The 23,117-nt window shown below is 58.4% G+C and carries 24 protein-coding genes; 11 read left to right on the plus strand and 13 right to left on the minus strand.

The annotated features are described in order from the left end of the window. Nucleotides 1-6 precede the first annotated feature (6 nt). Nucleotides 7-1,149, plus strand: a complete 1,143-nt coding sequence (locus tag C0U40_RS02170) for an efflux RND transporter periplasmic adaptor subunit (protein ID WP_101654103.1) — start codon at nucleotides 7-9, stop codon at nucleotides 1,147-1,149. Next, a complete protein-coding gene (locus tag C0U40_RS02175) occupies nucleotides 1,146-4,262 on the plus strand; it encodes an efflux RND transporter permease subunit (protein WP_101654104.1) in 3,117 nt (1,038 codons plus the stop codon). The genes C0U40_RS02170 and C0U40_RS02175 overlap by 4 nt, the downstream gene beginning before the upstream one ends. Before the next feature lie 37 nt (nucleotides 4,263-4,299). On the opposite strand, the gene C0U40_RS02180 is transcribed toward C0U40_RS02175, so the two are convergent. Then, nucleotides 4,300-5,478 carry an alpha-D-ribose 1-methylphosphonate 5-triphosphate diphosphatase gene (locus tag C0U40_RS02180; protein ID WP_101654105.1) on the minus strand — a complete coding sequence of 393 codons (1,179 nt, stop codon included), beginning with the start codon at nucleotides 5,476-5,478 and terminating at the stop codon, nucleotides 4,300-4,302. 104 nt (nucleotides 5,479-5,582) lie between these two features. On the opposite strand from C0U40_RS02180, the gene C0U40_RS02185 reads away from it, so the two are divergent. After that, the gene (locus C0U40_RS02185; RefSeq protein ID WP_286134805.1) at nucleotides 5,583-6,269 is read left to right on the plus strand and encodes a DUF1045 domain-containing protein; all 687 of its coding nucleotides are present in this window, start codon (nucleotides 5,583-5,585) and stop codon (nucleotides 6,267-6,269) included. On the opposite strand, the gene phnN is transcribed toward C0U40_RS02185, so the two are convergent. The 7 genes from phnN to phnG are packed head-to-tail and all read right to left on the minus strand — an operon-like array spanning nucleotide 6,241 to nucleotide 11,265. After that, nucleotides 6,241-6,792, minus strand: coding sequence for a phosphonate metabolism protein/1,5-bisphosphokinase (PRPP-forming) PhnN (gene phnN, locus C0U40_RS02190; RefSeq protein WP_101654107.1), 552 nt, complete (start codon nucleotides 6,790-6,792; stop codon nucleotides 6,241-6,243). The two genes, C0U40_RS02185 and phnN, sit on opposite strands and share 29 nt — an antisense overlap. After that, a complete protein-coding gene (phnL, locus tag C0U40_RS02195; protein ID WP_101654108.1) occupies nucleotides 6,792-7,475 on the minus strand; it encodes a phosphonate C-P lyase system protein PhnL in 684 nt (227 codons plus the stop codon). Before phnL ends, phnN begins: the two co-directional genes overlap by 1 nt. Before the next feature lie 2 nt (nucleotides 7,476-7,477). Further along, nucleotides 7,478-8,248: a phosphonate C-P lyase system protein PhnK gene (gene phnK / locus C0U40_RS02200; protein WP_101654109.1), complete on the minus strand. Its 771-nt coding sequence runs from the start codon at nucleotides 8,246-8,248 to the stop codon at nucleotides 7,478-7,480. Beyond that, nucleotides 8,245-9,114, minus strand: coding sequence for an alpha-D-ribose 1-methylphosphonate 5-phosphate C-P-lyase PhnJ (locus tag C0U40_RS02205; RefSeq protein ID WP_101654110.1), 870 nt, complete (start codon nucleotides 9,112-9,114; stop codon nucleotides 8,245-8,247). The genes phnK and C0U40_RS02205 overlap by 4 nt, the downstream gene beginning before the upstream one ends. Before the next feature lie 32 nt (nucleotides 9,115-9,146). Then, complete coding sequence (locus tag C0U40_RS02210; protein ID WP_101654111.1) at nucleotides 9,147-10,253, minus strand: carbon-phosphorus lyase complex subunit PhnI; 1,107 nt, start codon at nucleotides 10,251-10,253, stop codon at nucleotides 9,147-9,149. Next, nucleotides 10,244-10,822, minus strand: a complete 579-nt coding sequence (phnH, locus tag C0U40_RS02215; protein WP_101654112.1) for a phosphonate C-P lyase system protein PhnH — start codon at nucleotides 10,820-10,822, stop codon at nucleotides 10,244-10,246. Before phnH ends, C0U40_RS02210 begins: the two co-directional genes overlap by 10 nt. Continuing rightward, nucleotides 10,822-11,265, minus strand: a complete 444-nt coding sequence (gene phnG / locus C0U40_RS02220) for a phosphonate C-P lyase system protein PhnG (RefSeq protein WP_101654113.1) — start codon at nucleotides 11,263-11,265, stop codon at nucleotides 10,822-10,824. Before phnG ends, phnH begins: the two co-directional genes overlap by 1 nt. A 100-nt stretch (nucleotides 11,266-11,365) precedes the next feature. Here phnG and phnF point away from each other — a divergent pair, with 100 nt between their 5' ends. Continuing rightward, nucleotides 11,366-12,073 (plus strand): phosphonate metabolism transcriptional regulator PhnF, encoded by a 708-nt coding sequence (gene phnF / locus C0U40_RS02225; RefSeq protein ID WP_101654114.1) that lies wholly within the window; start codon nucleotides 11,366-11,368, stop codon nucleotides 12,071-12,073. Here the strand turns inward: phnF and C0U40_RS02230 are convergent. From C0U40_RS02230 to phnC, 5 genes are all read right to left on the minus strand, one after another. Beyond that, nucleotides 12,070-12,690 carry a chloramphenicol acetyltransferase gene (locus C0U40_RS02230; RefSeq protein WP_101654115.1) on the minus strand — a complete coding sequence of 207 codons (621 nt, stop codon included), beginning with the start codon at nucleotides 12,688-12,690 and terminating at the stop codon, nucleotides 12,070-12,072. The two genes, phnF and C0U40_RS02230, sit on opposite strands and share 4 nt — an antisense overlap. Before the next feature lie 31 nt (nucleotides 12,691-12,721). Further along, the gene (phnE, locus tag C0U40_RS02235; RefSeq protein WP_101654116.1) at nucleotides 12,722-14,047 is read right to left on the minus strand and encodes a phosphonate ABC transporter, permease protein PhnE; all 1,326 of its coding nucleotides are present in this window, start codon (nucleotides 14,045-14,047) and stop codon (nucleotides 12,722-12,724) included. Then, nucleotides 14,044-14,892, minus strand: coding sequence for a phosphonate ABC transporter, permease protein PhnE (gene phnE, locus C0U40_RS02240; RefSeq protein ID WP_101654117.1), 849 nt, complete (start codon nucleotides 14,890-14,892; stop codon nucleotides 14,044-14,046). The genes phnE (C0U40_RS02235) and phnE (C0U40_RS02240) overlap by 4 nt, the downstream gene beginning before the upstream one ends. An 83-nt stretch (nucleotides 14,893-14,975) precedes the next feature. Then, nucleotides 14,976-15,878 (minus strand): phosphonate ABC transporter substrate-binding protein, encoded by a 903-nt coding sequence (phnD, locus tag C0U40_RS02245; RefSeq protein ID WP_101654118.1) that lies wholly within the window; start codon nucleotides 15,876-15,878, stop codon nucleotides 14,976-14,978. Nucleotides 15,879-15,932: 54 nt separating this feature from the next. Continuing rightward, on the minus strand, nucleotides 15,933-16,748 hold the full coding sequence (phnC, locus tag C0U40_RS02250; RefSeq protein ID WP_101654119.1) for a phosphonate ABC transporter ATP-binding protein: 816 nt from the start codon (nucleotides 16,746-16,748) through the stop codon (nucleotides 15,933-15,935). A gap of 282 nt (nucleotides 16,749-17,030) precedes the next feature. Between phnC and C0U40_RS20155 the strand changes: the two genes are divergently transcribed. The 7 genes from C0U40_RS20155 (at nucleotide 17,031) to C0U40_RS02285 (ending at nucleotide 23,001) form a co-directional block, all read left to right on the plus strand. Continuing rightward, nucleotides 17,031-17,177: a hypothetical protein gene (locus C0U40_RS20155; RefSeq protein WP_180957595.1), complete on the plus strand. Its 147-nt coding sequence runs from the start codon at nucleotides 17,031-17,033 to the stop codon at nucleotides 17,175-17,177. Further along, on the plus strand, nucleotides 17,168-17,365 hold the full coding sequence (gene hemP / locus C0U40_RS02260) for a hemin uptake protein HemP (protein WP_101654121.1): 198 nt from the start codon (nucleotides 17,168-17,170) through the stop codon (nucleotides 17,363-17,365). The genes C0U40_RS20155 and hemP overlap by 10 nt, the downstream gene beginning before the upstream one ends. Continuing rightward, nucleotides 17,362-17,844, plus strand: a complete 483-nt coding sequence (locus C0U40_RS02265; protein WP_286134737.1) for a hypothetical protein — start codon at nucleotides 17,362-17,364, stop codon at nucleotides 17,842-17,844. Before hemP ends, C0U40_RS02265 begins: the two co-directional genes overlap by 4 nt. Nucleotides 17,845-17,860: 16 nt before the next feature. Beyond that, nucleotides 17,861-19,138, plus strand: a complete 1,278-nt coding sequence (locus tag C0U40_RS02270) for an imelysin family protein (protein WP_101654123.1) — start codon at nucleotides 17,861-17,863, stop codon at nucleotides 19,136-19,138. 240 nt (nucleotides 19,139-19,378) lie between these two features. After that, nucleotides 19,379-20,914: a di-heme oxidoredictase family protein gene (locus tag C0U40_RS02275; protein WP_101654124.1), complete on the plus strand. Its 1,536-nt coding sequence runs from the start codon at nucleotides 19,379-19,381 to the stop codon at nucleotides 20,912-20,914. A 3-nt stretch (nucleotides 20,915-20,917) separates the two neighbouring features. Further along, nucleotides 20,918-21,928: an imelysin family protein gene (locus tag C0U40_RS02280; protein ID WP_101654125.1), complete on the plus strand. Its 1,011-nt coding sequence runs from the start codon at nucleotides 20,918-20,920 to the stop codon at nucleotides 21,926-21,928. A gap of 2 nt (nucleotides 21,929-21,930) precedes the next feature. Beyond that, on the plus strand, nucleotides 21,931-23,001 hold the full coding sequence (locus C0U40_RS02285) for a DUF1513 domain-containing protein (RefSeq protein WP_101654126.1): 1,071 nt from the start codon (nucleotides 21,931-21,933) through the stop codon (nucleotides 22,999-23,001). Nucleotides 23,002-23,117 lie beyond the last annotated feature (116 nt).

A 23,117-nucleotide genomic window follows, 5' to 3' on the forward strand; every position in this document is an offset into this window, starting at 1 on the left:
GAACCCATGAATGTCTTGCGCCAGATAATCCTCTGTGCGGTGGCACTTGCAGCGGCAGTTTACATCTGGGCTACTTATGTGCCTTCTTCCGCACCCTATCTGGCGAAGCTTGGAATTGAGGTCGCGCAGCCGGAAGATAACACTGCACAACGGGGAAGGTTTCAGGGCGGGCCCGCACAGGTGGTTACAGCACAGGTAAGTGAACAGTCCCTTGCAGACAGGATTAATGCGATTGGTGACGGAAAAGCGCTTCATTCCATTGCGGTGAGGGCCAAAGCCGTCGGGTTGATTACCGAACTGCCTATTCTGGCCGGAGGATATATCGAAAAAGGGCAGGTCATCGCCCGTCTGGAAGATGAAGCCGAAACCATTGCCGTGGAACAGGCTCGTGTCCGGCTTGAAGATGCGCAGGCTGCAGCAGAGCGTATCGCGCGGCTGGAAACCACCGGTGCTGTAACCGAGGTGCGCCTGCGGGAAACCCAACTGTCCCTGCGCAATGCCGAACTGGCACTGCGGCAGGCCGAATACAATCTGGAACAACGCAAGATCGAAGCGCCGGTTTCTGGCTATACTGGGATCATCGATATTGCCGTTGGGGATCGTGTCAACGCACAGGATGTTCTGGTGACCATCACCGACCGTTCGCAAATCCTGATCGATTTCCGTGTGCCCGAACGTGTAATCGGCAAAATAGAAACCGGACAGCCGTTCACGGCTACGCCTCTTGGATTGCGTGATGTTGAAATGACAGGAGTGATCAGCGCGGTCGACACTGTTGTGGAACGTACCAGCCGTACAATGCGGGTTCAGGGGCGACTTGATAACGAAGCCGACAGGTTGCGTGCCGGCATGGCTTTTTCCGTCAGTCTGACGTTTCCGGGCGAAACGCTGCTGTCGATCGCACCACTGGCGCTGCAATGGTCCAGTAGCGGGCCGTTTGTCTGGGTGCTTCGGGACGGCACGGTGCATCGTGCCGAACTGGAAATCCGCCAGCGCAACAGTGACAGCATACTCGTAGAGAGCAAGGTTTTGAAACCGGGCGATGAAATTGTCACCGAGGGCGTTCAGACCCTGCGCGAAGGGGCCGAGGTCGTTCTCTCGGAAAAGGCTGCTGCAGCCTTGCGCAACGGTAACGGAGATCGGACATGACACAGCAAACGGAGGAAGCGGCACCAGCCGGACACACCTCTGGTACCGCAGTTTTTGTGCGCCGGCCTATTCTTGCTTTCGTACTCAACGCGCTGATTGTGCTGGCCGGTGTAGCGGGGTTTTTTGGCGCCGAGATCCGCGAACTGCCCAATGTGGACCGCCCTGTTGTCACTGTCACTACCGAGTTTTCCGGCGCCGCGCCTGAAACTGTAGATCAGGAAGTCACGGGCCGCATCGAGGGGGCCGTGGGGCGGGTCGCTGGAGTGCGCTCGATCTCTTCCAATTCCCGCTTCGGGCGGAGCCGTGTCACGCTGGAGTTTGACGACAAGGTGAATATCGACATTGCGGCAACCGACGTGCGCGATGCTGTGGCGCGGATCGTCAACCAATTGCCCGATACGGCGGAACAGCCGCAGATTGTCAAAGCGGATGCGAATGCGGATGCTGTCATGCGGATTGCGGTCACATCGTCGGGCCGCTCTCCGCAGGATCTGACACGAATTGTGCAGGACCGGGTCGAGGACCGACTGATTTCCGTGGACGGTGTAGCGGATTTGCAGATTTACGGTGACCGCGATCCGGTCTTTCGTGTGGACATCGACCAGTTGGAACTGGCTAGCCGCGGGCTGACCCTCGCGGATGTGCGCAACAGTCTTGCTGATGTGGCCTACGACTCTCCTTCAGGTGATCTTGCCGGAGACAGCCAGTCGATCAATGTGCGGACCACAGCAAGTGTTGCCACGGCAGCAGCCTTCGAGGCGCTTGAAATCCGTAACGATGTGATCCTCGGCGACGTGGCCCGAGTAACGCTCGGGCCTGCGCCCGGCGAAACCGTTTTGCGGGCCAACGGGCAATCGGGGCTTGGCATCGGGATCATCCGTCAGGCCACGTCGAATACGCTTGAGATTTCCAAGAATGTGCGCGCGGTGGTGGCAGAGCTGGATGCGACATTACCCGAAGATGTCAGTATTTTCGTAACCTCTGATGATGCGGTATTTATCGATGGCTCGATCACTGAAGTTGTAAAGACCCTTCTGCTGGCAGTGACAATTGTGGTGATCGTGATTTTCATCTTCTTATGGGACTTTCGCGCTACGCTTATTCCCGCGCTGACCCTTCCGGTTGCGCTTATCGGATCGCTGGCGGCGATCTATCTGGTCGGGTTCTCGATCAATATCCTGACGCTGCTGGCGCTGGTACTGGCGACAGGGATGGTTGTGGACGATGCCATCGTCGTTCTGGAAAACATCGTTCGTCTGCGCGGTCAGGGTATGGGGCCAAGGGCTGCGGCTGTGCTTGGCACGCAGCAGGTGTTTTTTGCGGTGGTCACGACGACCGCCACACTGGCGGCTGTGTTTGTCCCATTGTCTTTCCTGCCGGGTCAGGTGGGTGGCCTGTTCCGCGAGTTCGGATTCACGCTGGCAATAGCGGTGATGCTGTCCTCGGTTGTGGCGCTGACGTTCTGTCCGGTTCTGGCCAGCCGCCTGCTGACACGCAAACCGAAGACGGAAGGCAGCCGCGGCCCTATGGTCTGGCTCGGCGACTGGCTTGCAAACAGTTATGCCGCGCTTTTGCGCGGGGTACTGGCCGTTCCTATGGTGGTTGTACTTGTAGCTGTGCTGTTCACGGCGACTGCGGCGTTCATGGCAGGGGGAATCCGGCAGGAATTAACCCCGCGTGAGGACCGCGCCGTTGCCCTGCTTCGCGTGACGGCGTCCCAAGGGGTGTCTCTGGCTTACACCCAAAGCAAGATGCAGCAGATCGAGGACGCGGTAGAGCCTTTGCGCCAAAATGGTGAGATCACCAATGTGTTTTCAATTTCAGGCTTTGGCGCGGACAATCGCGGGTTTATGGTTTTCACCCTTGCGAAATGGGACGAGCGGGACAGGGCACAACAGGAAATCGTGGCCCAAATCAACCGGAGCCTTCGGGATATCGTTGGCGTGCGTGCCTTTGCGATCCAGCCGAACTCACTGGGAATTCGCGGAGCGGGCCGTGGGCTGGCTTTTGCAATCACTGGCGATAATTACGAGCAGCTTGCCAACGTGGCAGAGACTCTCGTCGACCGGATGAATGAAGTTCCGGGCATGGGTAAGGTGCAGCTGGAATATGAAACCACCCAGCCACAGCTTTTCGTCCAGATCGATCGCACGCGGGCGTCTGATCTGGGTATCGACATCACCGGTTTGGGCGAAGCCTTGCAGGCGGTTCTGGACGGGCGCAAGGTGGGATCTGTTTTCATTGATGACACCAGCTACGACGTGCAGATGCTCTCTACCACCGATCCGGTGAATGATCCGGGCGATCTGGAAAATATCTTTGTACAGGCGGGGGACGGGCAGATGGTGCCGATGTCGAGCTTTGTCACGCTAGAGGAACGGGCCGTTGCGCCGGAACTGGATCGTGAAGGACAAAAACGTTCGGTCGAGATTACTGCGGGCCTGTCACCGGAACTGTCACTCGGAGATGCACTGGCTGCGGTGGAACAATTAGGCGAAGAGGTTCTTTCAGAGGAAAACTTCATCGTCCCGCTGGCCGAAGCTGCGACACTGGATCAGACAAATTCCGGCCTTTTCGTAACCTTCGGTTTTGCCATTCTGGTGGTGTTTCTGGTGCTTTCAGCCCAATTCGAAAGCTTTGTTTCTGCTGTGGTGGTCATGTCCACGGTGCCTATCGGGCTGGCCTGTGCAGTCTTTGCGCTGGTGCTGACGGGGCTGAGCCTGAATGTCTACAGCCAGATCGGTCTGGTGATGTTGATCGGGATCATGGCGAAGAACGGTATTTTGATCGTGGAATTCGCAAATCAGTTGCGGGATCGCGGGCAGGACGTTCACAGCGCTATTCTCGAGGCCTCTACAGTGCGGCTGCGACCTGTGATGATGACGATGACATCAACCGTTATCGGGGGCGTGCCGCTGATCCTGTCAGCCGGTGCCGGAGCCGAAGCCCGCGAGGCGCTGGGCTGGGTGATTGTCGGCGGGCTGGGGCTTGCCACGGTATCAACCCTGTTCCTGACACCGGTCGCCTACCTTCTGCTGGCGCGGTTCTCGACCCCTAAAGCTGCGCAAGAGGCCCGTTTGAAGACCGAGTTGCAAGAGGCGCAGGCAATCTGATTATTGCCTGCTGCCCTGATCTGAAAACCGGACCGGCCTAGCCTATCCGCTGCCCGTCACGCCACACCCCTTTGATGCAGGGCAGGTGGTATGACAGGGAAAATGCCAGCAGGTCCGCCCGTTTCCCGACGGCGATCTCTCCGCGATCCGGCAGGGCAACCGCCTTGGCCGGTTGATGGGTGACGGTCCGCAGACCGGTAGCCATATTCCCCTGTTCCAGCCCCAAACGCACCGCGCCCATCAGCAGGGAAGAGGGTGCATAGTCGGAACTGAGCACATCCAGTACCCCGTCCTGTACAAGTTCCTGCGCTGCAACATTGCCCGAGTGGCTGCCACCGCGCAAAAGGTTCGGGGCGCCCATCATCACGCGGATATCGGCATTGCGGCAGGCTCTGGCGGCCTCCAGCGTCGTTGGGAACTCGGCAACGCGCACGCCCTTGCCCACAGATGTTTCCACATCCGATTCCGTTGTATCGTCGTGGCTGGCCAGTACCGCGCCAAGGTCTCGCCCGATCCGTGCGGCGCCTTCTTCATGCAGGGCACCGTATTTTTCGCGGGTAGCGTAAAGGGTCTCGTAATGGGCGGAAATTTCGGACGGAGTCATGCCGTATTTGCCCCGCAGGTATTCGTCCATCTTGCTCAGGTCGCGGAACTGCCGCTGGCCGGGGGTGTGATCCATAAGACTGACAATACCAATCCGGTCCGCGCGGCTGAACTCTTCCATTTCCTCGATCAGGGTTTCCGAACAGATTTCGGCCCGCAGGTGCAGGAAGTGGTTAATCCGCATGGCGCCACTGTTCTGCAAATCCAGAATGTCATTGGCCAGTTCACGGGCATATTTACGATAATTTGATCCGGTCTCTGTAACCGAGGAGCCGACCCGCAGGGCGTCAAACACTGTGGTGATCCCAACTGAAGCCAGTTCCGCATCATGGGCGATTGCCGCTGCTTTTGTCGGCCATTTCACACCGGGACGGGGCTGCATATGCCGCTCCAGATTGTCGGTGTGCAATTCGACCAGACCGGGACTTAGGAAATCGCCCCCCAGATCAACCGCCCCGTTGATTGCGCTGCTTCCGGTATCGATTGCGGTGATGATCCCGTCTTCCACGCGAAGCGTTCCGTTGATCACATCGTCTTTCAATACGATGCGCGCGTTGGTGAGCGTCAGCGACACACCGTTGTGGGCCTCCGCCGCGCGATCAGTGTCTTTCATAGTTCTACTACCAGTTTTAGTTGCGATTTCAGGGTGTAATGTCATGAGGGTGTAACATCTTGATGTCTTATATCCGGCCCAGAGCAAAAGGAGCCCGAGTGACCATGTACCAGCGTTATGCCGTCTATTTCACACCGCCGAGCGATCATTCCCTTGCCGCCTTCGGCGCAGGTTGGCTCGGCTGGGATATTGTGGCGGGGGAACCCGTTCGGCATCCGCGGCTTGACGGTCTGCCACTGCCGGTGGAAGAGATTACGGCCACTCCGCGTCGGTACGGATTGCACGGCACCTTGAAAGCGCCATTCGTGTTGAACCCTGATTTCTCTGCGACGGAGCTGGTCGAAACCGTGCGCGGCTATGCGAAGCAGCAGGAGCCGGTAGAGATCGGCTTGCTGGAACTTGATAGTATCAAGCAGTTTATCGCGCTGCGTCCTGCTGATCCCGATCCGGCGTTCGGAGCGTTGGTTGGGGATATCGTAATGGCGCTGGACCGGTTCCGCGCGCCGATGGGCCCACAAGAACTGCAACGCCGCAGGAGCGCGAACCTGTCGCCGCGACAGGACGAGTTGTTGCGCCTTTGGGGCTATCCCTATGTCTTGGACGAGTTTCGTTTTCATGTGACGCTCACCGGAAGTCTGAGCGATAACCAGCAGGCGCAGACGCGGGAGGTGCTGGAAATGGCGCTGGAACCGCACCTGAAAAGACCCTTCATGCTGAACGAACTCTGTCTCTGCGGGCAGTTGGAAAACGGTTGTTTCAAGCTCATCGAACGGGTTCCGCTGCGGGGGTAAAGGCCGCGACCATGCGTTCTACCGCATGGTCCAGCGTGCCGGAGTTGTCGATCTCGATCACGTGGGCCGGTGTTTCGAGCGCCAGTCCGGCCCGTGTCAGACGTGCCTCTATTTCCGCCGGGGTTTCGCGGCCCCGTTCAATCAAGCGCTGCCGCAGGACTTCGGGTGTTACGCTTAGTGACAAGACCCGCACCTGCGGGTAACGACGCAGGATTTCGGGCATGGCCGCACGGGAGCCGTTAAAAACGACGTCCTGCCCCTCTGCCAGCGCCTGATCTATTGCGACTGGGATGCCGTAGCGGGTGTTGTGGGCCTCCCACCAAAGGGCAAATTCGCCCTGCTCCAGCATGGTCTGAAACTCTGCTGCGCTGACTCCGTCGATGGTTTCACCACCGGCATCGCTGGCCCGCGTGATCACACGGCGCATGCGCAGAACCCGCGGGCAGCGCTGCAGGGCGGCGTTTAAAACCGTGTCCTTGCCGGCCCCCGAAGGGCCGACCACAGTGAACAGTCGCCCCGCCATCAGGCTGCGGCCTTCGGGGCGAATTCGATCACGTCGATTTCGCGGGTGCACACCTGTTTGCGGGCTGCTTCGTCGTGGAAGATGCCCACGATTGCCGTGCCCCGTGCCTTCGCGGTTTCGATCAGACCCAGAACCGTTTCGCGATTGCGCCCGTCAAGGCTCGCTGTGGGTTCATCCAGCAACAGCGCGGGATAGTCATAGGCAAAGCCCCGCGCAATGTTTACCCGCTGTTGCTCGCCCCCCGAAAAGGTCAAAGGCGACAGATCCCACAGCCGTTCGGGAATGCGCAGCAGGGACAGCAGTTCGCTGGCCCGTTCCATGGCGGCATCGCGCGGGGTGCCCAGTTGCAGCAGCGGCTCGGCTACCACGTTCAGGGTCGGCACCCGTGGCACCACCCGCAGGAACTGGCTGACATAGCCAAGCGTATGCTTGCGCATCTGCAAAATCTCGCGCGGTTCGGCCTGTGCCACGTTCAGATCGCCAACGCGGATTTCACCGCTTTGGGTCAGGTAGTTGCCATAGATCATCCGCATAAGGGTGGATTTTCCTGCACCCGATGCCCCTGTCAGCCCGACACATTCGCCCGGATTTACGGTCAGGTTGCCATTGGCCATGACGGGGATTACCGCGCCGCCCTGATTGTGCAGCACAAAGGATTTGGTCGCGTTTTTAACTGTAATCATGGTCACACCTGTAGAACCGAGGAAACGAGAAGCTGGCTGTAGCTGTGCTGTGGATCATCCAGCACCTGATCCGTCAGGCCGGTTTCCACCACATGCCCGTCTTTCATGACCATCAGCCGGTCCGCCAGCAGACGCACCACGGCGAGGTCATGGGTGACGATAATCGCAGACAGTTCCAGATCGCGAACCAGTTCGCGGATCATGTCCAGCAGGCGGGCCTGCACCGACACATCCAGACCGCCGGTCGGTTCGTCCATGAACACCAGCCGTGGTCCTGTCACCAGATTGCGGGCGATTTGCAGGCGTTGCTGCATCCCCCCCGAAAAAGCGGTCGGGCGGTCGTCGATGCGGTCTTCGCGGATTTCAACGCGGCCCAGCCAGTCTGCGGCCTGTGCGCGAATGTTACCGTAGTGCCGTGCGCCCACAGCCATCAGCCGTTCACCCACGTTTCCACCTGCACTCACCCCCATACGCAGCCCGTCGCGGGCGTGCTGGTGGACAAAGGCCCAGTCGGTGCGCCCCAGCATCCGGCGTTCAGGTTCGGACATGGTGACCGTGTCTTTCAGCCCGTCCGTCTTGGTGTCGAACAGCACCTTGCCGTGATCCGGTTCCAGATGACCTGCAAGGCAGTTCAGCAGGGTGGATTTGCCCGACCCGCTTTCCCCGACGATGCCCATGACTTCACCGGGATAGAGATCGAAAGACACATCCTTGCAGCCGATCCGTTGGCCATAGTTTTTCGACAGGTTTTGTACGTCCAGTAAAGGGGTCATGCCGCATCCTTTCCGTAAGGGGTGCCTTGTTCCCCGATGTGACCCGCCTGCCGGCGGCTTTCGCAGTAATCCGTGTCGGAACAGACAAACATCCGCCCGCCGTCGTCGTCCACAATGACTTCATCCAGATAGGTATGATCCGCTGCGCACAGGGCGCAGGCACCTTCGGCCTTGCTGGCCTCAAACGGGTAGTCGTCGAAATCGAGGCTGACCACCTGTGTATAGGGCGGGATCGCATAAATCCGTTGTTCGCGCCCTGCGCCAAACAGTTGGATCGCGGCCATTTCCATCTTGGGGTTGTCAAAGCGCGGGATCGGGGAAGGGTCCATCACATAGCGCCCCTCTACCTTGACCGGATAGGCATAGGCGGTGGCGATTTGCCCGTGTTGGGAAATATCCTCGAACAGTTTCACGTGCATCAAGCCGTATTCTTCCAGTGCGTGCATCTTGCGGGTTTCGGTTTCGCGGGGTTCGAGAAAGCGCAGCGGTTCGGGGATCGGTACTTGATAGACAAGGATCTGATCCTCGTTCAGGGGTTCTTCGGGAATGCGGTGACGGGTCTGGATCACAGTTGCGTCAGAGGTGGCTTGGGTCACATTGATCGCGGCGGTTTTTTCAAAGAAGCGGCGGATCGACACCGCGTTGGTGGTGTCATCCGCGCCTTGGTCGATAACCTTCAGCGTGTCATCCGGAGTCAGACAGGCGGCGGTTACCTGCACGCCGCCAGTGCCCCAGCCATAGGGCATCGGCATTTCACGGCTGGCAAAAGGCACCTGATAACCCGGTATCGCCAACCCTTTCAGGATCGCGCGGCGGATCATGCGTTTGGTTTGTTCATCCAGATAGGCGAAATTGTAATCGCTCATGTCACTGGTCCTTGTGTCTTGGCTGCTCATGGTTATTCCGCCGCAATTTTGGTTTCAGCCAGCGCCGCTGTAGCCGCGGTGCGGATGGATCGGATCAGTTCCAGTTCGGACTGGAAATCCACGTAATGGGGCAGTTTGATATGCTCCAGAAATCCGGTGGCCTGAATATTGTCGGAATGGCTAAGCACGAATTCCTCGTCCTGCGCGGGGGCACCGGCGAAATCCTCGCCCAGTTCCTTCCAGCGCAGGGCGCGGTCTACCAGCGCCATGGAAATCGCCTTGCGTTCGCATTGCCCGAACACCAGCCCGTAGCCCCGTGTAAACTGCGGCGGCTCGCTTTTAGAGCCTTTGAACTGGTTCACGGTTTCACATTCCGTCACCGTCATTTCGCCGATTTCAATGGAAAATCCCAACTCGGGGATATCCATCTCAATCGCCACTTTCCCGATGCGCAATTCGCCCACAAAGGCGTGGTTGCGCGCATATCCGCGCTGGGTGGAATAGGCGAGACCTAGCAGGAAACCCTCATCCGCGCGGGTCAGGTTTTGCAGGCGCAGGGCGCGGTTCGCGGGCAGTTCCAAGGGTTCGCGCGTCAGGTCCGGCGGGGTGTCATTTGTTGCTTCGGCGGTTTCAATCAAACCGTCCTTGTTCAGAAAATCCATCACGTGGGGTTTGCGCTCTGCGGCCAGATCAGGGGTGTCCTGAGTTGGCGTATCCGCAGGCGTGAGCCCTTCGGCCGCCAGTTTGAAATCCAGCAGGCGATGGGTGTAATCAAAGGTCGGCCCGAGGATCTGCCCCCCCGGCACATCCTTGAACGTGGCTGATATCCGGCGCTGGCATTGCATGGAGTCGGTTTCAACCGGATGGGAGGCGCCGAAACGGGGCAGCGTGGTGCGATAGGCGCGGATCAGAAAAATCGCCTCTATCAGATCACCACGGGACTGTTTGATCGCAAGTGCCGCCAGATCAAGATCGAACAAAGACCCTTCGGACATCACCCGATCCACCGCCAAAGACATCTGTTCGCGGATTTGCGCTAGCGACAGTTCAGCCACCGCAGGGTCGCCGCGACGCACGTCGGCCAGCCAGTCATGGGCGGCATCAATGGCTTTTTCGCCGCCTTTTACTGCTACATACATGGGGTGGACTCCGGTTTTGTGGTGCGCGGCAGGGCGGCGATCTGATCACCGGCGGTAAAGAAGAAATCACAGCCGAGCGGGAAAAGCGCTGCGTTCAACTGAAACGGTTCCAGCGCGGGCAGGGATAATTGCACGCTGTCTTTGATGCCGGGACCTGTCAGGGTTGTACCCGATTGCGCCAGTTCCGGCATTTCGACAATCAGCGTGGCGGATCGGTCTGGGTATTGATCGGTGCCAATGGCATATTGCGTCAGGGGCATCAGGTCATCCCATGCGCCTATGGCAAAATCAGCCTGCGCGGCGGGCACAATCGGCGCACCTGTGTGAAAGGTCAGCCAGTCGCGGATGGTTTTCGTGTCTAAATCCCCTGCCAGATGCAGCTTGGTTTCCGGATCGCACAGGGTCAGCAACAGACTGCTCGCCGCAACGGACAGACCCTTCGGCGGCACCGCGCCAGTGACGGTTTCGATCACGCCGGGACGGGCCATCACGTTCATGATCGCGCGAAAGGCGGTGGCGGATTGGTGGGCGGCGTTGTCAAATCCGCCGGACAGGGCTGAAAGCTCCATCAGTCGTCTCCTCTGACCATGGTGAAGAAATCTACTTTGGTGGCATTTGCGCGGGCCTGAATGGCGACCTGCTGCCTTGCGCGGGTCTCGCGCAGGGGTTGCAGGATTTCTGTTTCGATCTGGTCTGCTGCGGGTGTTTGCATCAGCGCGTCCACCAGCGCGGCCTGTGTGGCGTGGGTTTTGTCGCGCCCCTGCACATAGCCGTGACCGACGGTTCCTTCGTCCAGCCGGAGCGAACAACGGGTCACTGTGACCTCTCCCATGTTAAAGGCAGAACCGGTGCCACCTGTGCGGCCGCGTACCATGACACCGCCTGTTTCGGGCTGGCGCAGCCATTCGAAGGTGTAGGTCTCGCATAGGGTTTCACAGAGCCTTTTCACGGCCTGGGGGGCTGATTTTGCCAGCAACCCCATCCAGTTTTTGCGTTTCGTTTGGTCATCCATCTAGACAAGTTCCTGATGTGTCTATTACACTATACAACTAGACAAGTGGTAGCGCGATTCTGGCGCGCTTGCCAGATGAATTTTGTGAAGGTTTCGTGACATGAAAAAACAGCCGGTCTGGAAGGAAATCGCCGAGAGGATCACCCGCGATATTGCCAAGGGGCATCATAAGGCAGGAGAAAAGCTGCCGACGGAAGCTGCCTATGCCGCGCGTTTCGGGGTGAACCGGCACACGGTGCGACACGCCATTTCCGCACTTGTCGAGGAGGGGCTGATTTACACGCGGCGCGGTGCCGGAGCCTTCGTCGCCTCTGATCCGGTGCGCTATTCCGTAGGCAAGCGGGTGCGCTTTCACCAGTCTGTGGCAGAGGCGGGGCATCAGGGATCCAAAGAGTTTCTGTCCATGACAACGCGCCCAGCAGATGCAGAAGAGGCGCGCGCGCTCGGGAAGCGCAAGGGCATTCAGGTTCATGTGGTTGAGGGGCTGGCGCGGGTGGATGAAACGCCGGTGGCCCATTTCATTTCCGTATTTCCCGCAGCACGGTTTCCTGACCTGCTTGCGCACTTGAAGACGTCAAATTCCATCACTGCAGCCTTTGCCGCTTCTGGTGTGCAGGATTACATCCGTCAGGCAACGCGGCTGGCGGCCGTGAATGCCAATGCGACCTCGGCCACGTTGTTGAACCTTCAGGCGGGTGCTGCCCTGTTGCGCAGCACCAACGTGGATGTGGATATGGACGGGCAGCCCGTGGAATACGGGCGCACGTGGTTCTCGGGCAACCATATAGAGTTGACCATCGACGGTTAGGCGGCTTCGTATTTCTCCAGAAATGCTTCGGCAGGCAGGGCGCGGAAGTCTTCCAGTGCGTCTCTGAGAGTCTCGTGGTCCCAGTCCCACCACGCCAGCGCCATCATTCGTTCGGCCACAGGTTCACAGAACCGCTCTCGCAAGGGGGTTGCCGGCACGCCAGCCACGATCATGTAAGGCGCAACATCCTTGGTCACGACGGCCCCCGCCGCCACGACAGCGCCGGTGCCGATGGTCACTTCGGGCATGACAATCGCCTGCGCGCCGATCCATGTGTCATGACCCAGATGTACCCGCCGTGACGCACGTTTTTCAAAGAAGTCATCCCAGCGGGATGTCTCGTTCCAGTAATCGTCGGAGCGGTAAAGCATGTGATGCATTGATGCCAGTTCCATCGGATGGGCAGTCGGCCCGATCCGCGCAAAGGCGGCAATATTCGCAAACTTCCCGACCGTAGCATTGGCAACATCCGCATAGCGGTCCGTATAGGAATAATCCCCGAAACTGGTGTTCAGCATACGGGTGCCGCGGCCCAGTTCGGTAAAGGCCCCGAGTGTCGAGTGAGACACTTCACACTCGGGGTGAACGAAAGCTTCGCTCTGATCCAGTCTTGGCATTATAGACTCTTTCGACCTTGTTTTATTGACTTCAAGAGTCTTTGTTGCCGATCAGCTTGCTGCGCAACCAGCCTGAAAGGGAGTCCATCATCATTACCATCAGAACGATCAGGACGATGTAATAAGAAACCTCTTCCCAGTCCTTGCCGGTAATGATTGCCTGTGTCAGCAACAACCCGATACCGCCGCCGACAATCGCGCCGATGATGGTGGCACTGCGGGTATTGGATTCCAGATTATAGAGCACCTGACTGATGAACACGGGGGTGATCTGCGGGATGACACCAAAGCGATAACGCTGGATCGGTTTTGCTCCGGTGGAGCGGATGCCCTCGATCTGTTTGTCATCCACATTTTCCAGCGTCTCCGAGAACATCTTGCCAAAGGTGCCGGTATCGGTCAGCAGGATTGCCAGTGCGCCGGTAAGTGGCCCCGGTCCGAATGCACGGGACAGAATAATGGTCCAGATCAGACCGTCCACGCCGCGCAGGAAGTCAAAGATCCGCCGCATAGAGAACCGCGCGACCATATTTCTTGTGAAGTTCTGCGCAGAGAGGAAGGCAAGCGGCAGGGCGATCAGCGCCGCGCCAATCGTACCGAGAAAGGCCATCAGGATCGTTTCGACAATCGCCCACGCCACATCGGAGTGTCGCCACATGGCGTTGTTCCAGAAGCCGTCCCACATCAGCGCAAGGTTGCTGGTGTTCGGGTCGATCCGCGGGGCAGAGCTGGCAAGATAGGCCAGTTGGGCAGGGCTCTTGCCGTAAAACGGACTGTCGAGCGTGAAGAAGAACATCTCCCATCCTGTGAAATAACGGAAGATTTCAGTTTTGGCCTTGGTCACATTAATCCGCCCGCCCGGCACAGTGATCGCAACGCGGTTGCGCGAGGCAGAAATGAATTCAGGTGCTTCGGCTGTAGGCAGTTCAAGGTCGATGCCGCTGTTACGGGTTGTGACTTTGATCGCGCCGTAATCAGGAACGTCGTAGTAGACAACCTTTCCGGCAAGTTCGACCACGCTGTTATCGGCCAGTGTGACGAAGGCGTCTGTGCCGTCGATTTCGACCCAGTCGGGATAGCTGCCTTCAGGATACCGGCCTTTCTTTTCGCCTTCAATTGAGGCTGTAAGGGTGCCTGCTCCACGGTTTGATTTGGTGATGTGCGTTTTGTAGGAATAGCTGTCTGCCACCAGAGTTCGCGCATTTTCAAGGCTGGCCCGCTGGCCAAGGCTCGCGATGTCAAAGGTAAAGAAGATATAAACAAAATAGGCCAGTACCGCACCGAGAAGGGCAAAGGACAGGGTCTTCTTGCCGTTTACCTGACGGACTGCGCCGGCTTTCAAAGTTGCAGTGGTCATTTGGTGTCTCCCACCAGTTTGTTGCGCAGAAGGCTGGACAGTTGGTCCACTGCGACAATGGCAAGGAACAACAGTATGAAGATTGCGGCGGCTTCGTCGTATTTACCCTGCCCCCAGCTAATCGCGTTGCGCAGGTCGTACCCAATGCCACCGGCGCCGACAAAGCCCAAGATGGCCGAAGCGCGGATGTTGATTTCAAAACGCAGCAGGGCGTAGCTGATAAAGTTCGGGGAAACCTGCGGGATCACGCCCAGCCACATCCGCTGCATCCAGCTCGCGCCAACAGAGCCAAGACCTTCAACCGGTTTCAGGTCGGCGTTTTCGGTGACTTCGGAAAACAGTTTGCCAAGGGCGCCGACCGTGTGGAAGGCAATGGCGATCATGGCAGGGACAGGGCCGCCGCCAAGGATAAAGATCAGCACAAGGGCGATGACGATTTCAGGAATGGCCCGCATAATGTCGGACATGCGGCGGAACACCGGAATCATACGGGGCCAGCGGGCCAGACCGCGGGTGGACAATAGGGCCAGAAAGACTGCTGCAATCGCACCGGCCAGCGTGGCAGCGGCCGCAATATTGATGGTTTCCACAAGGCTCGGGAAAAAGGCAACCAGATGGGCCGGCAGCAGGGTAATTTTCTGCGCGGCCTCTCCCAGAACTTCAGCAGGGAAGTCCAGTACATGGGGCAATCCGTCCCAAAACCCACCGGCGTTCCGCTCGTCTGCGGTTATAAAACCGCCGCAAAGCATGGCCACCAGAAGGACCAGCATTATGCCGCTATAGAGTCTTTTTCGGTGGGTTTGGGCCAGATAGCTGGCGCGGGTATCCAGTGCGCTCGGAGACATATTATTTTCCTGGGGAGTTCGAAAAAATTGACCGAGCAGAACGGGGGGCGTTCAGCTCGGCCAGATGCGGTTTGAAAATCTCTTTAATTGGATTTCAGTTCGCGGGCTTTAATGATGACTTCATAGGCTTCATGGGTGATCGGAGCGAAGGCTTTGGCTTCACCATTGGCCACGCCATAGGCACAGTCCGGGTCCATTGCGTGCAGAGAGCCAACCAGACCGGTCATCTTGATCTTTACGTCGGCAGGCAGGGTCTTGCGCAGAACGATCGGGCCTTCGGGGATGGTTTTGGATTTCCAGATCTGAACCATCTCGTTCATGTCGACGAGACCGGCATCAACGGCCTTGCGCAGCGCACCGGAGTTGTAGCCGTCTTCCCAGTTGCCCAGACCGTCGGCCCAGGTCACACCGGCGTCGATGTCGCCGTTGGCAACCGCAACGATGGTTTGTTCGTGGCCGCCAGTGAATTTCACCTCGCCGAAGTAGTCGCCGGATTCCATGGAAGCGCCAGTGGCTTCAGGGATTTCGATGGACGGGATCAGGAAGCCGGAAGTGGAGTTCGGATCACCGAAACCAAAAACTTTGTCTTTCATGTCTTCCAGCGAAGTGATGCCGCTGTCCTTTCGGGCAAAACCAATGGAGTAGTAGCCGTAACCGCCGTCTTCGTTGTATTTTACCAGTACCGGTTCAACCGCTTCGGGATCGGACAGGTAAGTCTTGGCATAGCCGGAAGCGCCAAGCCATGCCATGTCGATGGTGCCGCCCAGCAGGCCCTGAATAACGCCGTTGTAATCGGCAGGTGCGAACAGCTTGGTTTCCACGCCCAGCAGTTCGGTGGTTTTGTCAGCCAGACACTGGTAGCTGTTCATACGGTCTTGTGCGTTTTCGCCACCCAGAATGCCGATGCGGAATTCGGTGATCTCTTGGGCCTGTGCAGCACCGCAAAAGGCGGAGGTCGCAAGGATTGCTGCGATCAGTTTTCTCATTGGTCTTTCTCCAGTCGAAAAACCCGCCGGTATTGGCGGGAATAGGTTGAAATGTCAGGCGATGGCCAGTTCGGGCATCTTGTGATCAGTCAGCACGTCCACGCTGGTGGATGTAGCTGCTTCGCTAAAGGTGCTGTCCGCGCCATAGATTTCGCGGGCCGCGCTCAGGGTCAGTTCGTCGCCAGTGCCATCAAACACCACGCGTCCGGCACGCATCCCGATGATCCGGTCGCAATAGCGCCGCGCGGTATCAAGTGTATGCAGATTGCAGATGACCAGCTTGCCGTCCTCGTCGTGAATGGCCCGAAGGCTATCCATGACGATCTGGGCGTTCATCGGATCAAGCGAGGCAATCGGCTCGTCCGCCAGCACAATCTCGGGGTCTTGCATCAGGGCCCGAGCAATGGCCACACGCTGTTGCTGTCCGCCCGAGAGCGCTTGTGCCCGTTTGGCGGCGTGCTCAGAAATGCCCAGACGTTCAAGAATATCAATCGCATGATGGATGTCACTTTCGGGATAGATGTTGAACATCGTGGCCAGTGTGTTGCGCCGGTTCAAAGTGCCGTGCAGCACGTTGGAGACAACATCCATACGGGGCACCAGATTGAACTGCTGGAAGATCATGGCGCATTGGGATTGCCATGCCCGTTTGTCGGCACCTTTGAGAGAGGAAATCTCGCGGCCCTGAAACAGGATCTTGCCGCTGGTGGGATCATTCAGCCGGTTCAGCATTCGCAGCATGGTAGATTTACCCGCCCCCGATGCACCGATGATGCCGATGAACTGGCTGCGCTCTACCGCAAGATCGACCTGATCGACTGCTGTGGAATTCGCGAATTTTTTGGTTAGCCCTGAAAGCTGAAGTAGCATGTGTCACCCGATGTTCTGTCAGGGCGGGGAATAGGCGGGTTATGATTCACAAGGTTGTCAGTTTCTTGAAGGTTTTGTGAACACGCATTTTTTTTCGCTTTCTCGAACTGTCGGGGAGAGGATACCTCGCAGCGGACACGTGTCGTGCACCGCTCACGAAAAAGAGAGAAATGCCTGTGTTGACTTCCCTGACTTATTTTGTCAGGTAATAAAACACAGCCACCCGATGCCGGAATCATCGGACAGCCAGAACGTGAAACCGAAACAGAAGAGGGGCTGATCATGGCTGACCCGACCACCCTGAATGACCGGTGCTTTACAGCGCGCACGGAAAACACCGTGCCGGCTGGCGCACGGACGATAACGGTTCAAAACAACCGGATTGCAGAGTTCACCACAAACGGCGGAGGGATTGCCTCATGGGTATAGTACATAAAGATATTCAGGCTGCGGGCGGGCAGGTCGCTTCCAACGCATTTTCCACATCCGCCAACCAGACACCGGTGCATTCGGCCGCCGAGCTGACAGGCGAAGGCCCGACCGCCTATATCCGTCACCTCGATCAGGTTTACACCTTGCGTATCACCCGCGCGAACAAATTGATCCTGACAAAATGATGCCGCAGGATTCCAGCCCGAAATCGGGGCGCGGTGGCGCCCCAGTGGGGTTCCTATCGGAACTTGGACCACTGGAAGCTGCCGCAGTGATCTATCTGCGTCTGTGGTGCAGCAGTGCGCAGACACAAGCCCGCGCTGTTAGTGACTTTGAAGCCATGCTCGGGCCGGACAACGGCAGTCGTGTGGCGGCCGCTCTGGCCCAGATATGTCAGGCCTGCTCTATCCACGGTCGCCGCCCGCTCATGCGTCATCACGTGGATTGCACCTGTCTTGGCGGGGACGAAAGCTGTTTTGCGAACTTCATCGCCGCCGCAACCGAGGGCGAGCGGGAAGATGCCTTTCTTTTCGCCTCCAACATCGTCCGCCCCGACATCGCATTGAACCTCGTCACCACGGCCAGAGACTTCGGACTAGGCCTCAGAATGATGGGCGATGCAGCTTGTGTACCGCCCGAACCCCGATCAAACACTCTTCACTAAGTAGAAAGACCCTAACATGAAGACCCTTACGCAACTGGCAGGCCTGTTGGCCGCAACCACGGCACTGACGGCACCTGCCTTCGCAGAAACAGCGCCGGAAAAGGCAGCTGTAATTTCGACATACGCGGATATCGCAGAAGCGACCTACGGCGACAGCCTGCAAGCTGCCAAGGCTTTGCAAGCGGCTGTTGCAAAGCTGGTGGCAGATCCTTCTGCCGAAGCCCTGGAGGCCGCCAAATCCGCATGGCTGGCGGCGCGCGTTCCCTATCAGCAAAGCGAAGTCTTCCGGTTTGGCAACCCGATTGTGGATGATTGGGAAGGCAAGGTGAACGCTTGGCCGCTGGACGAGGGTCTGATCGACTATGTGGATGCCTCTTATGGCGGTGCGACGGATGAAAACGCGGCAGCCGCGCTGAACGTTGTAGCCAACCCGACCTTCAAGCTGGGCGGTACGGATGTGGATGCGACAACCATCACACCCGCACTGCTGGAAGAAACCTTGCAGGAAGCAGATGGCGTAGAGGCAAACGTGGCCACAGGCTATCACGCTATAGAATTCCTGCTTTGGGGGCAGGATCTGAACGGACACGAGGCAGGCAGCGGCAACCGTCCGTGGACCGATTATGCAAAGGGTGAAGATTGCACAAACGACAACTGTGACCGCCGCGGCGCATACTTGCAGGCGGCAACCGATCTGCTGGTCAGTGATCTTGAGTGGATGACAGCACAGTGGGCTGACGATGGTGAAGCACGCGAAGCCGTCAGCGGAGATGAAATCGCAGGTCTGTCCGCAATGCTGACCGGTATGGGGTCGCTGTCTTACGGTGAACAGGCCGGTGAGCGGATGCGTCTTGGCCTTATGCTGAACGATCCCGAGGAAGAGCACGACTGCTTCTCTGATAATACCCATAACAGCCACTACTATGACGGGCTCGGGGTGCAGAACGTGTATCTTGGCGAATATGTCCGCATCGATGGTACAGTTGTCAGCGGTCCTTCGCTGGCGGATCTGGTCGCAGCCAAAGACACAGCTCTGGATGCGCAGATGAAAGGCAAACTGTCGAACACCATGCTGGCACTTGGCCGGATCAAGACCGCCGCCGAGGCCGGATTTGCCTATGACCAGATGCTGGAGCAAGGCAATGCAGCAGGCGAAGCTCTGGTGATGGGTGGTGTGAACGGTCTGATCGACCAGACGCGCACGATCGAGCGGATCGTTACAGAACTGGGCCTGAACAGCATCGCGTTCGAAGGCTCTGACAGTCTCGACAATCCGGATGCCGTTTTCGAATAAACGCCCGGCTGGTGGCAGGCCCAGTGTCTGCCACCGGTTATCCCGCCCGAGGCCGGTGCAATCGGCAAAGCCTTGCCCCCGTCCGGTCCGAAGCGGGCTGGACTAAAATTTTCAAACTGGTATCACCCCGCCGTCGGGCTGTGCCCTTAGGTTGCAAGGCGGCATCGGAATTCAGGCTGGGGCGGGTATGCGCCATAGTTCTGGTACCGGTTCTCCAGCCTTTCGCCAGAGAGTAAGTATATGGACATAAACAAAACCTTCCGCAGCCTGTCCTGTTCCGCTGTGATCGCGCTCCTGCCAGTGGCAGGCTTCGCCCAAACATTGCAACCGGATGACAGCCACCTGAAGGTGGTGCCAAGAACAGAAGCGGAAATAGAGCGGATCAAAGCCGTCACAGCCCCGCCGACCGACTTCAGCAAGCCCCAGAAATTTGAAGAAAACAGCGCCGGTGCGGCCAGTGTGCGGGTGCGCGACACGCGGGATGCATTTTCGGATATGTCCGGAAATATGCCCTTCGCCCGAGAGTTGGATTTCAAGGTCGGCAACGGGTTCTTCCGCAAGCTTTGGGTATCCTCGCCCAGTTCTACGCTGGCGTCTGACGGGCTTGGCCCGCTGTTTAATGCGCGGTCCTGCCAGCGCTGCCACTTGAAGGACGGGCGCGGCCACCCTCCCGAAGCGGGTGGCGATAATGCGGTGTCTTTCCTGATGCGGATTTCCGTGCCAACGCCAGAGCGTGTCACATCCGATCTGGAAAGTTACCTCAGCACCCGCCCCGATCCGGTTTACGGTGGGCAGATTCAGGATGAGGGTCTCGCCGGTCACACAGCCGAAGCGCGGATTGATGTGCGCTACACCGAGTCCGAGATAGCCCTTTCGGGCGGCGAGACTGTCTCTCTGCGCAAGCCGGAATTCACGCTGAAGGATCTGGGATACGGCCCGCTGGCCGAAGGGGCCGTTCTAAGCCCGCGTGTCGCACCGCAGATGATCGGTCTTGGCCTGCTTGAAGCAATCCCTGCGGCGGATATCCTTGCTGGTGAAGACCCTGATGATGCCGACTGGGACGGTATTTCGGGCCGCGCCAATATAGTTTGGTCGGCTGAATTGCAGCGCCCGATGCTGGGCCGCTTCGGGTTGAAAGCCGGACAGGCGAGCGTTCGGGAGCAAACCGCTGCTGCGTTTCTGGGGGATATCGGTATATCTTCCTCCCTTCACGATGCCCCGTACGGCGACTGTACGCGGACGCAGGATGTTTGTGTTGCGGCTGTACACGGGGATCAGGATGCGCGGGTGTTCGAAGTGGACGACGAAACCCTTGATCTGGTCACATTCTATAGCCGTAATCTGGGGGTGCCCAAACGCCGGGATGTAGACGATCCGCAGGTCTTGCGCGGCAAACAGGTGTTCTACGAAACCGGATGCACCGCCTGTCACACGCCAAGCTTTGTGACCAACCGGTTGCAGGATCAGCCGGAACAAAGCTTTCAGTTGATCTGGCCCTATACAGATATGTTGTTGCACGACATGGGGGAAGGTCTGGCCGATCATGCGCCGGAAGCCCGCGCCAGCGGCACCGAGTGGCGCACGCCGCCTCTGTGGGGGATCGGGCTGACCAAAGATGTCAGCGGCCATACCCAGTTTCTGCACGACGGTCGTGCCCGCTCCCTGCTGGAAGCTGTGCTTTGGCACGGCGGCGAAGCGCAAGCATCCCGTGACACTGTTATCAAAATGCCTCCTGCCGATCGGGCTGCCCTGATCCGCTTTCTTGAAAGTCTGTAACCTATGAAGAAACTCTGCACCTTTTTCATCGCCCTGATGTTGCCTGTCTCTGCCAGCGCGGATCGGGCTTTGGTGGATCGTGTCATCAGCAACCACGTCATTCCCCGCTTCCAGACACTGGCGCAAACCACGGCGCAGCTTGCAGAAACCGCAGCCCAGACCTGTGATCTGTCGAACGGGCAGGTGGTTTCCGATTACCATGCGGCCTTTGATGCTTGGATTGGTGTCAGCCATTTGCGGTTCGGTCCGACCGAAATCGAAGACCGTGCCTTCGCGCTGGCCTTCTGGCCGGACCCGCGTAGCAAGACTCCAAAAGCCCTGCGTGCAATGATCACCGAAGAAGATCCGGTGATCCAGCTGCCGGAAAACTACGCCGAAGCCTCTATTGCGGTGCGCGGGTTTTATGCGATGGAGTATATCCTGTTTGACGAACCCACTCAGGCGCTTGGCCACCCTGAATACCAATGCGCGCTGTTTCAGGCCATGACGCAGGATACTGCTGCGCTTAGTCAGGCTATACTTGACGACTGGCAGCCGGATTACGCTGCGCTGATGTTGGCTGCGGGACAGAACGATCGCTATCAGACCGAGAAAGAGGCAGTACAAGAGCTGTTCAAAGCGTCCCTGACCGGATTTCAGTTTACCAAAGACACCCGCATCGGCCGTCCCCTTGGCAGCTTTGATAACCCGCGTCCGAAACGGGCAGAGGCCCGCCGTTCGGGGCGGTCTTTGCGCAATGCCGTCCTTGCAACAGAAGCGGCGCTTGATCTGGCCCGACAGTTGGGAGAGGGCGACGAGGTTATCCAGAGCCGGTATGACGAATTGGAACATTACTTCACTACGGCAACAGCCAAGCTGGAAAGCCCTGTGTTCGCTGGAGTATCCGACCCGCAAAGCCGTGTGAAAATTGAAGTTGTTCAACAGGCTGTGGACCGGCTTCTGGAGTTTACACTGAATGGACTCGGGCCGTATCTCGGGGTGGCCGAAGGGTTTAACGCACTGGACGGAGATTGATTATGACAAGCCGTCGGGGATTTCTGGCAGGGTTGGCTGCCGCAGGTCTGGTGCCGCGCACCACATGGGCCAGTGCAGGGGCGCCGGCCCTTCTGGCAGCGGCGCGGACGGATACAGGAGCCTATGTGCTCTGCGGGCTTTCCGGTGCGGGCGAGGTCTTGTTTGACATACCGTTGCCGGATCGCGGTCACGCTGCGGCAGCCCACCCGCACCGCGCGGAAGCTGTTGCTTTCGCCCGCCGGCCGGGGCGTTTCGCGATTATCCTGAACTGCGTGAGCGGTGCAGTGCTGGCAACACTCGACGCACCGGCAGGCCGCCATTTCTACGGGCATGGCAGTTTCAGTCTCGACGGGCGGTATCTGTTCACAACAGAAAATGATTACGAGGCCGGACTGGGTGTGATCGGCATCTGGGACAGTGCGCAGGATTATCGTCGTGTGGGAGAATATTATTCCGGCGGGGTCGGCCCGCATGAGATAAAGACCCTTCCATCCGGTGATCTGGTCGTGGCCAATGGCGGAATCGAGACCCATCCCGACGCGGGGCGTGCCAAGTTGAACATCCCGACTATGGAGCCAAACCTCTGCTATCTGTCAACGGACGGAGAGGTTCTCGAGACGGTCAAGCTTGATCACTCGCTTCACAAGAACTCTATCCGGCATTTGGATGTTTCCCGCGATGGTCTGGTTGCGGCTGGTATGCAATGGCAGGGTGACGCTGGACAGGTGGTGCCGCTGGTCTTCACCCATAAACAGGGCGAAGCGGCTGTTATCCTTGACGTTGGCACAGCGCTTTATCGCCGGATGGACGGCTATGTGGGAAGTATTGCCATCGATAGCGCGGGGCAGACCGTGGCCGCGACCTCGCCCCGTGGCGGGCTGGTGTTGACCGCAGAACTGGGCGGGCCTGCACCCAAAACTGCAATAGATACCCATGCGGATGTCTGCGGCGTCGCTTACGGGCCGTGGGGGCGCATGGTGACAACGGGCAGAGGACAGGTGATTGGTGGCCTTTCCTTAAGCCCGAATGACTATCCCAAGTTGCATTGGGATAATCATCTGGTACGCATTTGAAATGACAATTGTGAAGTCCGGTGCCTCTCCGGGCACCGGACTGCCGTAGCTTTTGCCGATTGGAACGGGAAGCCTCTGTGCGGCGGCAACGGGGCAATTTATCTGCCGGATCGTTG

Source organism: Neptunicoccus cionae (assembly GCF_002860325.1).
Classification (GTDB): Bacteria; Pseudomonadota; Alphaproteobacteria; order Rhodobacterales; family Rhodobacteraceae; genus Amylibacter; species Amylibacter lutimaris.